Here is an 8,674-nt window from a genome sequence, read left to right on the forward strand (position 1 = left end):
ATCCCACGCTTCAGTCAGTTTTTCTCGGATCTCAACGAAGCGCTGAGAGGTGGTGAAGTTGGTCACTTCGTAGACGGATTTTTCAGCCTTGTCCAAAAGCTCATCGAGAGCCCCAGCTTCGTCAAAACCAATTTGGGAAATATAATCTCCAGCCTCAATCAGGCGTCTCATCAAATGCTTCTTTTGAACAATCTCGGCGTAGTGCTTGATATTGGCAGAGGAAGGCACTATGTGGACGAGCTCAGCTAGATAGCTGGCTCCGCCGACACTTTCGAGCATATTTTTTTCTTCGAGACGAGCTCTAACAGAAAGAATATCAATCGGATTGTTTTTTTGATGCAGCTCAAACATCGTCTCAAAAATTTTGCGATGTTTTTCTGCGTAAAAACTAGGACCGCTGATAAAATCCATGATTTCGTTGAGAGCATCAGGCCTAAGCATGATTGATCCCAGTACGGCTTTTTCAGAATCTAGGTGGTTTGGGGGAACCCGGAGCTGAGTGGTCAAGGGGATATGGATTTTATTTGAATTAAGAGAGGAGTTTTTGGTTGCCATGAGCCAATTCTAGCACATGAAAAAATCTTCAACAAAAGATAAAAAAGTACAAGCCTGTGGGCAGGCTGGGGATAAGTCTTAGCCTCAAATCAAGGCTTATTTTGAGATTTTCTTGACGTGTGCGCCAGCTGGGGTGTCATCCAAGGAATATCCTTTGCTTACTATTTCGTCACGGATTTTATCAGCCCTGGTAAAATCTTTTTCATTTCGGGCTTGTTCGCGTTGATGGATAAGATCCTTGATCTCTGGAGGCAGATTTTCCTGAATCAATCTTTGGGTTTGTTCATACAGGGCCGAGGCGCGCACCAAGTCCAACCCAAGGATAGTGTCGAAAGAAAAAACTGCGGCCTTTTTCTCAGCATTTGAAAGTTTATCGTCTTTTAAAATTTCCCAAACTAAAGCGATGGCCTGAGCAGTATTGAGATCATCACCGATAGCCTGCTCAAAGCGTTTTTTGTAATCGTCGCTCACTTTTTTGTCTTTTATTTCTTCTTTATCCAAACGGGAAAGGATAGCTACCAGTCGATCGAGAGCCGACGCTGAGGCCTGCAAGGATTCTAAGGTAAAATTGACCAAGGTCCGGTAATGTGAAGTCAAAAGCCAGTAGCGATAGGCGAGGGGAGGAATATTGTGAGCGATAATTTCATCCAAGGTGATTTCATTTTTTAATGATTTAGAAAGCTTGGTGTCGTTGATCGTAATAAAATTGTTGTGCAGCCAATAATGCACAAAAGTTTTCTCAGTGGCACTTTCGGATTGGGCTATTTCGTTTGTGTGATGGGGAAAAATAAGATCCACTCCGCCGGTATGAATATCAATTGTTGGACCTAGGGCTTTGGTAGACATAGCTGAGCATTCTATGTGCCAGCCAGGTCGCCCGGCCCCAAAGGGCGTGTCCCAGTAAACCTGTCCGTCAGCCTCGGTGGTAAATTTCCACAGGGCAAAATCCCTGGCATTTTCTTTGTCGTATTCGTCGTCCAATCGACTATGGCTATCACACATCTGATCCGTCATGTTCAACCCGGCAAGAGCGCCATAATCCTTGGATTTTTTGATAGAAAAATAAACCCCATCATTTCCAATATAGGCCACCCCTTTTTGAATCAAAGTATCTATCATGTCTATCATGTCGGCAATATGCTCCGTAGCCCTAGGAAGCTGCTTGGGGGTCAAGATATTCATTTTATGGATATCTTCAAGAAAAAATTCACTGTATTTTTTGGTTAACTCTGGCAGAGAGAGACCCTCAGCCTGGCTCCGGCGAATAGTCTTGTCGTCAACATCAGTAATATTCATGACCTGGTTGACCTTGTAGCCGGCGTATTCCATGGTGCGACGGAGAATGTCATCCATCACGAAAGCTCGCAGGTTTCCGATGTGCACCTTGGCATAGACGGTTGGGCCACAGTGATACATGGTCACTTCGCCTGGTTTGATAGGCACAAAAAGTTCCTTTTTTCCGCTTAGGGTATTGTGGAGGTAGATTTCCATAAAAGCTAAAGAATATTCAAAGTATATCCCAGTTTGACCCGCGAGTAAATTTTTGAGAGAATGAGTGGCAAATGGATTTACTTCCTTCACAAACCTCATCTCATGACTCATCGCAGACTCGTCGCTCTTTTATTATCAATTGGGTTACGGCCATTATTATTCTTGGCATTATCATTCTTATTTCTTTTGAGGTAGGGATAAATATTGGTAAAAAGCAGGCCATAGCTCAGACTACAGCTGCCGATGTTATTAATAAAACAGAAGGTGAGTCTACCAATGTCGATTTTGCTCCATTTTGGAAGGCTTGGAGCATCTTGGATGAAAAATATGTGGCTACAAAACACAGTACCTCTACTGTCGCTGTGGCCACTACTACTGACCAGGATCGGGTCTACGGCGCTATCAAAGGTATGGTGGCAGCCTTGAATGATCCCTACACGGTTTTCTTTCCACCAGAGGAATCCCAGATTTTTGAAAGTGAAATTAGCGGCAATTTCGAAGGGGTAGGCATGGAGGTTGGGCAAAAGGATGGTGTCCTCACCGTCATTGCCGCTCTCAAGAACACTCCGGCTGAACGAGCAGGGATCAAGTCTGGTGATAAAATTTTGAAAATTGATGATACGGTCACTACAGATATGAGCATCGACGCCGCAGTCAAAATGATTCGGGGTAAAAAAGGCACTGCGGTGACCTTTACTTTGTTGCGGGATGGGACAAAAGATCCAATCGTGATCAAGGTGGTACGCGATACTATTGATATTCCAACGATTGACACCGATCGCATCGGTACGGATATTTTTGTGATTCATGTTTATAGTTTTTCGGCTGACGCTCCTGATCTTTTCCGCAATGCTCTACGCCAATTTATTTTGTCGGGGGCTGACAAGCTTATTATTGATCTTCGAGGCAACCCTGGCGGCTATCTTGATGCGGCGGTGGACATGTCTAGCTGGTTTTTGCCATCAGGTAAAGTCATTGTCCGTGAGGACTACGGTGGAAAGGGTGGTCAGACCGAAGATGTTGTTCGCAGCAAGGGCTACAATATTTTCAATGACAACCTCAAAGCCGTAATCTTGATTGATGGGGGATCGGCCTCAGCCTCTGAAATCATGGCCGGAGCGCTCCACGAATACGGCATTGTTAAGCTAGTCGGGACACAATCTTTTGGCAAAGGTTCTGTGCAGGAGCTCATACCTCTGACTTCCGATACCAACCTCAAGGTGACTGTCGCTCGTTGGCTGACTCCAAACGGCTTCTCTATTTCAGCTCAAGGCCTGACCCCAGACTATGTAGTGCCTATTCCAGATGGTTTGGTTGTCACCAAGGACAATGACCCCCAGCTCCAAAAAGCGGTAGAGATTTTGAGACAATAGCCAAAGATTCAAAACCCATTAATGCTTGCCTCAAAGCCAATTCTGCGCTATAAATAGGGCTCAGCAATTTCAGTCATTGCGTATTAACTAATAATAAAGACCTTCTAAATAATAATCCTATGAAAGTTATTCTTCTTAAAGACGTGGCTAAGCTTGGTAAAAAATACGATATTAAAAATGTGGCCGATGGTCACGCTCTCAACATGCTTATTCCTCAGGGTCAGGTAGAGGTAGCTACCCCTACTAGCCTTAAAAAGGTAGAGTTGCTCCGAGCCCAGATGGCTGAGGATCTCAAAGTCCAGGAGGATCTTCTAATCAAAAATCTTAAGGATATCCAGGGTGCACGCATTGTCGTATCGGAAAATGCCAATGAAAAAGGCCATCTTTTTGCCGGTATTCACAAAGAAGAACTCATCAAAGCTATCAAGGAAGAAACCCGCCTGGATATTATTCCCGATTTTATTGTGCTTGATAAGCCAATCAAAACAGTAGGGGAGCACACTATCGAAATCCAGGTCAGAGACAAGAAAGCGGAATTTACACTCGTTGTAGAAGCAAAGTAGTAGAAATTAAAAAGACTCTTGACGGAACCTTGCGCAGGCCGACGGGCCGAGCAGAGCAAAATCTCAGCAGAGATTTATGTGTGTTCCGGAAAGAGTCTTTTTAATTTCTACTAGATTACATTTACAATTTTCCGAGTAGAAATTGTGTTGTCTACGTTTGTTTTTCGTTTGTTCTTAAATTCTACTTTACCTGCCTTGAGAGCAAAAATAGTGTGATCGCGTCCAAGGCCAGTATTTTTACCTGGGAGGACTCGGGTACCACGCTGACGGACAATCACTGATCCAGCCTGAGCTGTTTCTCCATGATAGAGCTTGACTCCGAGGAATTTTGGCTTTGAATCTGTAAGGTTTTTAGCGGAACCACCGGCTTTTTTTGTTGCCATTTCTTTTTATAAATAATTAAGAGTTTTTTAAATCTAATTCGTTTTTACTTTATCCCCGTGGACTAGAATAAGTTCCATGAGTATAGCCCAACAGTCGCAAAAAATCAATAGTTTGCCTAAAAGGCCTTGGGTAAGCATTTTAGGCTCGTGGGTCTGTATTTTCTGGATTTTTTGGTTACTTTCAGCTAGCGCAGAGTTTGTAGTCCTGTCATGGGAGAGTGGGGGATGGGATAAAATAAGCAGTCACATCATGGCTTCAGACTATTTAGCGGTGCTTGAATATCCTTCGATAAATAATCCCGATAAACCCCTAGGGGCTCCCGTCGTGGCCAGCAAAACAGGTAAAACCTATCGTTTACCCTGGTGTGGGGTAAGAAAAGCTTCAACAAAAGGCAAAAGTGACTCCACAAATAGCCAGGTTTTGGTTTTTTCTTCATCAGAAGAAGCTGAAAAAGCCGGCTATCGACCATCAAAAAATTGCTACTGAATTTTGATTAAAAACCATACAATATTGTCCTACTTTTGTAAAGGTATTGATGCAACTAAAACCTATATTTTTAGCCATATTTTATCACAAATTTAGAGCATTTTTATCCACAGCCGGTTGACTTTAGGTCCTTTTCTTGCTAGTATATTGCCATAACCACATTAGCTTGTGGTTTTTGTTTTCCTCTCCTTTGGTCGGCGAGACTCGTCACATGATACTGACAGTGGCCATCAAAAGAGTTCCGAAACAATTCCCGTGCAAGCGCATAATACTGCTGAGTGATGGACGTGCGCATTACCCATAAGAAAAAGGCTTATTTTACCACTTACCATCGGTCTTGCTATGTTTATGGCCAGCGTCGTCACTGACCAGCAGGCCCAAACACAGGCAACGACCACTATATTTATCGCCCCATCGGCGATCAATCTCACCGCGGAAGCTACAACGACCGCTACAACCACAAATTCAACTACAACTGCTACTACGGTGGCTACTTCATCAAAGGCCTTTCGCAATGATGAAACGGAATACGTTGCCAACAGTAAAGCGGTGGCTAGTCTGGTTAAAACTTATTTCAAGGATATACCCCTCATGACTGATATCGCTTATTGTGAGTCCCGCGATAGGCAATACACCCCTGATGGAGCTCTTTTCCGGGGTAAGGCTAACAACCAGGACGTAGGTGTCTTTCAGGTCAACGAGCACTATCATTTGAAGCGCTCTAGTGCCCTAGGAATAGATATTTCTACCCTAGAAGGGAATCTTCGCTACGCTCGTCTACTCTACACAGAGCAGGGTTCGGATCCCTGGATCTCCTCGTCCTCTTGCTGGAAGAAATCCGAAGCCTATAAACAATCAATCGGAGGCGACAAACTGGCCGTAAATACTGATAATAAATAAAAAATAAAATGGTCCGCGGATTTCACCGCGGACCATTTTGGTTTTAACAATTTTTTCTTGATCTCTAATCCAGAAGCAGGGATTCGATTTCTTTCCAGCTCTGGACGACCACGACCCCTTTAAGCTTGGGCTTAACCGCTCATAATCGTCCATATTTGGTCTGAAGAGAAAACGGTGGGGGACAGAGGTCATGTGACTGATGACTTCCGGCCGATCGTCGATGAAGTGAGTGATGCCAAGTTTCTCACAAATGGGGGCCTTTTCATGCCGTTCAGCGCAAAACTCGACGTTCGAGGCGGGGAGGCCGGTGAGTTCGTGGAAACGATTTTCGTCCAGCCATTTCCTTACTCGAATCATCTGTTCTGCATTCACCTTTGAGACAATATGGCTATTGTTCCCAAAACGTTCAGCCACCAAGCGCTTGATGACCCTCAAGGCGTCAGGGAAGGCTTGCCTGGTGTCACCAGAACGTTCGACTATAGTGTCACCAATATCGATGCCAACGGTTTCTCTTTTTTTCCTGACCGCTAGCCACTGTTTCATCTCGCCGACGAGCGTTTTGTGTACGATGATCTCGTAGTACTGCTTCGCCGTGACTTTCCTGACTAGCTCAGGCTGGTGTTTTTTGAAACTGCCATCTGGACCAAGTTTATAAAACTCGAAGCCCAGCTTCTGGCTAATGCCGACGACGGGGGTCAAATCCCAAGGAGTATCGAATCCTGGGTCGAGGATGATGGCACCAGCCTCGCCTTTCCACAACCTTGCCATAAAGGTGCCGATACTGCCACCACTGACCTCGATGTCTTTGAATACTCCGCCATCCTTGGCTGGCATGATTATTTCAGCGATATTTGCGGGGAAGGTGTGTGGAGCTTCACGCAGAAGCACGTACTGTTTAGGCAGAGGCATATCAGTCTCTGGTTTCAACAGAGACGTTCTGCCAAAACGGACTCTTTTGGCTTCACCCTCGGCCAGACTTTCATCATAGCCGTAGATTTCGCCAGTATTGGCATCACCTATGTATGAGGCAATGACCTTGCCATCACGCACGAGCGCCAGCATTGTACCAACACCGTGTGACTGCTGACGCTTATAAGCCTTGGTGCCGTCAAGTGGATCAACCGTGAAGTAGATGTCGTGATCAGCGTCCGTGCAGGGGATAGCCAGCTCTTTTTCCTCGGCAATGATGCCGTAGGTAGGAAAGAGCCTGTGAATCTCGCTGATGTACATGGCCTGGGCCTTCTTGTCGCCATTGGTTACAAAATCCTCGTCGACGCCGTTGTATGCAATTTTATTTTCCACCGTGATGTTGTGACATTCGGCACGGATTATTTCAATCGCCCGCGTGACCAGTCCAATCATCGCCTCACCTGTAGGAGTGTTTTGTATTTTATTTTTCATATTTTTTTGTTAAGGTTCTAATAAAGAGGGTTCTCTTTTTTGTTCTATTTCTGATTTCAATATACGGCAGATATTTTTTCTGTGAGGAAAATATATCTCATGACGTACACTATTTTGTGGATAACGACAATAAGCTTGCAAAATAAGGCAATAAAGGTTAATATAGTTGTACTAATTCAGTACATGTATTGACGCAGATTACAAATATATGAAGAAAATAAAGAGATCCGTGCTAGAAAAAATAGGTTTTGATAAGCAACAGAGCGACATTTACTTGTCCCTCCTTACGCACGGGCCGGCGTCAATCTCTGACCTAGTTAGAAATACTTCTCTGCATCGTCCAGCAGTGTATAAGATTCTGCCTAGTTTAATTGATAAAAATTTGATCTCCATAATGCCGAAAGGGAAGTACAAGCTTTATGTTGCAGAGTCCCCAGACAGGATTGAAAAATTATTTACGGACCTAGAAGATCAGTTCAATTATGAGATTCAGGATTTATATGATGCTTATGAGGCTAGGAACAAAAAGCCCAGAGTGAGTTTTGCTGAGGGGAAAAAGTCTATTACAGCAACATATTCCGATGTTGTTCACAGTCTGAAAAAAGGTGATACATACTATAGATATAGCTCTGCCTTGACTCTCAATCGCGAAAAATATGTTCCTAGCGACTATCGTCGTGTACGAGACCAAAAAGGATTGGAACGCTTTATCATCACAAATGAGTCATCTAGGAAGTCTCATTCGAGGAAGCTAGGTAGGGAAGTGAAGGCTGTACCAGCTGATTTCGATCTATTCGAGTACAATATTTCTCAAATTATATTCGGCAACAAAGTCGCTTTCATCGATTACAACTCAAAGACAACCATCACCATCGAAAATCCGATGATTGCGGAGTTTCAAAAGAAGATTTTCAAACTTTTGTTTAAGAAATTATAAATGCTAGACTTAAAGAATGGATACCATAAAAAAAGGATTTTATTATCACTACAAGCACGACCCGTCAGGCGAGATAAATAATTACGCGGAAGAAGTTATGGGCACTGCCCTACATACGGAAGAGGGGAAACTACTGGTGATCTATCGTCCGCTCTATAAAAGTGACTTTTTGGGCTCGGCGGATTATTTTGCACGACCAGCTGAGATGTTCCTGGAGATTGTAGAGAAAAATTGTGAAAAATTTAGTCGTTTTAAATTAATCACTGACGAAAAAGTCATTGCCAAACTTAGGACTATAAAGGACGGCTTGTACAAAGAATAGCAGTACTTCAAGGGGGGACAGCTCTTCCCAGCATATCATCACGTCGCACAATTTTACTTGTCGGAATTGTCTCGATGAAGTGAACAACCAAAAGCATAAAAGCTGGCCGCAATATCGGTCAGCTTTTTGCTTGGGGAAATATGCAGACCGAAACCAGAGACAAGTATCAAGTCTCGTTAGGTTTGTTGGTCTGCATATTTCTCTGCACAAATGGCAGAGGGTCGAGTTATTAATCAAGGGCAACTATCCGGGAATTCCGGAT

10 protein-coding genes are annotated in these 8,674 nt (G+C 43.9%); 6 read left to right on the plus strand and 4 right to left on the minus strand.

What is annotated here, in order from left to right; translation table 11 throughout:
- On the minus strand, nucleotides 1-555 hold a 555-nt coding region (locus PHF79_03325), incomplete at its 3' end, for a DnaB-like helicase N-terminal domain-containing protein (protein ID MDD5318817.1).
- A 96-nt stretch (nucleotides 556-651) separates the two neighbouring features.
- Nucleotides 652-2,046 carry a cysteine--tRNA ligase gene (gene cysS, locus PHF79_03330; protein ID MDD5318818.1) on the minus strand — a complete coding sequence of 465 codons (1,395 nt, stop codon included), beginning with the start codon at nucleotides 2,044-2,046 and terminating at the stop codon, nucleotides 652-654.
- Between the two features lie 71 nt (nucleotides 2,047-2,117).
- Here cysS and PHF79_03335 point away from each other — a divergent pair, with 71 nt between their 5' ends.
- Together PHF79_03335 and rplI are read left to right on the plus strand one after the other, a co-directional pair.
- Nucleotides 2,118-3,419, plus strand: coding sequence for a S41 family peptidase (locus PHF79_03335; protein ID MDD5318819.1), 1,302 nt, complete (start codon nucleotides 2,118-2,120; stop codon nucleotides 3,417-3,419).
- A gap of 119 nt (nucleotides 3,420-3,538) precedes the next feature.
- Complete coding sequence (rplI, locus tag PHF79_03340) at nucleotides 3,539-3,982, plus strand: 50S ribosomal protein L9 (GenBank protein ID MDD5318820.1); 444 nt, start codon at nucleotides 3,539-3,541, stop codon at nucleotides 3,980-3,982.
- Nucleotides 3,983-4,092: 110 nt separating this feature from the next.
- Here rplI and rpmA read toward each other — a convergent pair whose 3' ends face one another.
- The gene (gene rpmA / locus PHF79_03345; GenBank protein ID MDD5318821.1) at nucleotides 4,093-4,365 is read right to left on the minus strand and encodes a 50S ribosomal protein L27; all 273 of its coding nucleotides are present in this window, start codon (nucleotides 4,363-4,365) and stop codon (nucleotides 4,093-4,095) included.
- Nucleotides 4,366-4,441: 76 nt separating this feature from the next.
- On the opposite strand from rpmA, the gene PHF79_03350 reads away from it, so the two are divergent.
- Both PHF79_03350 and PHF79_03355 read left to right on the plus strand, forming a co-directional pair.
- Nucleotides 4,442-4,852: an Ada metal-binding domain-containing protein gene (locus tag PHF79_03350; protein ID MDD5318822.1), complete on the plus strand. Its 411-nt coding sequence runs from the start codon at nucleotides 4,442-4,444 to the stop codon at nucleotides 4,850-4,852.
- A gap of 348 nt (nucleotides 4,853-5,200) precedes the next feature.
- Entirely contained in the window at nucleotides 5,201-5,752 is a 552-nt protein-coding gene (locus PHF79_03355) for a hypothetical protein (GenBank protein MDD5318823.1), read from the plus strand.
- On the opposite strand, the gene PHF79_03360 is transcribed toward PHF79_03355, so the two are convergent.
- On the minus strand, nucleotides 5,708-7,153 hold the full coding sequence (locus PHF79_03360) for a hypothetical protein (protein ID MDD5318824.1): 1,446 nt from the start codon (nucleotides 7,151-7,153) through the stop codon (nucleotides 5,708-5,710). The two genes, PHF79_03355 and PHF79_03360, sit on opposite strands and share 45 nt — an antisense overlap.
- A 208-nt stretch (nucleotides 7,154-7,361) precedes the next feature.
- On the opposite strand from PHF79_03360, the gene PHF79_03365 reads away from it, so the two are divergent.
- Complete coding sequence (locus tag PHF79_03365; GenBank protein ID MDD5318825.1) at nucleotides 7,362-8,090, plus strand: helix-turn-helix domain-containing protein; 729 nt, start codon at nucleotides 7,362-7,364, stop codon at nucleotides 8,088-8,090.
- Nucleotides 8,091-8,106: 16 nt separating this feature from the next.
- Complete coding sequence (locus PHF79_03370; GenBank protein ID MDD5318826.1) at nucleotides 8,107-8,412, plus strand: DUF1653 domain-containing protein; 306 nt, start codon at nucleotides 8,107-8,109, stop codon at nucleotides 8,410-8,412.
- Nucleotides 8,413-8,674: the final 262 nt, after the last annotated feature.

This window comes from Candidatus Paceibacterota bacterium, from assembly GCA_028714275.1.
Lineage (GTDB): Bacteria > Patescibacteriota > Minisyncoccia > Phycocordibacterales > CAINVO01 > CAINVO01.

What these genes read in the sequence shown, in the direction of transcription:
- cysS (MDD5318818.1), bottom strand. Translation starts at nt 2,046, where the DNA reads ATGGAAATCTACCTCCACAATACCCTAAGCGGAAAAAAGGAACTTTTT.
- PHF79_03335 (MDD5318819.1), top strand. Translation starts at nt 2,118, where the DNA reads ATGGATTTACTTCCTTCACAAACCTCATCTCATGACTCATCGCAGACT.
- rplI (MDD5318820.1), top strand. Translation starts at nt 3,539, where the DNA reads ATGAAAGTTATTCTTCTTAAAGACGTGGCTAAGCTTGGTAAAAAATAC.
- rpmA (MDD5318821.1), bottom strand. Translation starts at nt 4,365, where the DNA reads ATGGCAACAAAAAAAGCCGGTGGTTCCGCTAAAAACCTTACAGATTCA.
- PHF79_03350 (MDD5318822.1), top strand. Translation starts at nt 4,442, where the DNA reads ATGAGTATAGCCCAACAGTCGCAAAAAATCAATAGTTTGCCTAAAAGG.
- PHF79_03355 (MDD5318823.1), top strand. Translation starts at nt 5,201, where the DNA reads ATGGCCAGCGTCGTCACTGACCAGCAGGCCCAAACACAGGCAACGACC.
- PHF79_03360 (MDD5318824.1), bottom strand. Translation starts at nt 7,153, where the DNA reads ATGAAAAATAAAATACAAAACACTCCTACAGGTGAGGCGATGATTGGA.
- PHF79_03365 (MDD5318825.1), top strand. Translation starts at nt 7,362, where the DNA reads ATGAAGAAAATAAAGAGATCCGTGCTAGAAAAAATAGGTTTTGATAAG.
- PHF79_03370 (MDD5318826.1), top strand. Translation starts at nt 8,107, where the DNA reads ATGGATACCATAAAAAAAGGATTTTATTATCACTACAAGCACGACCCG.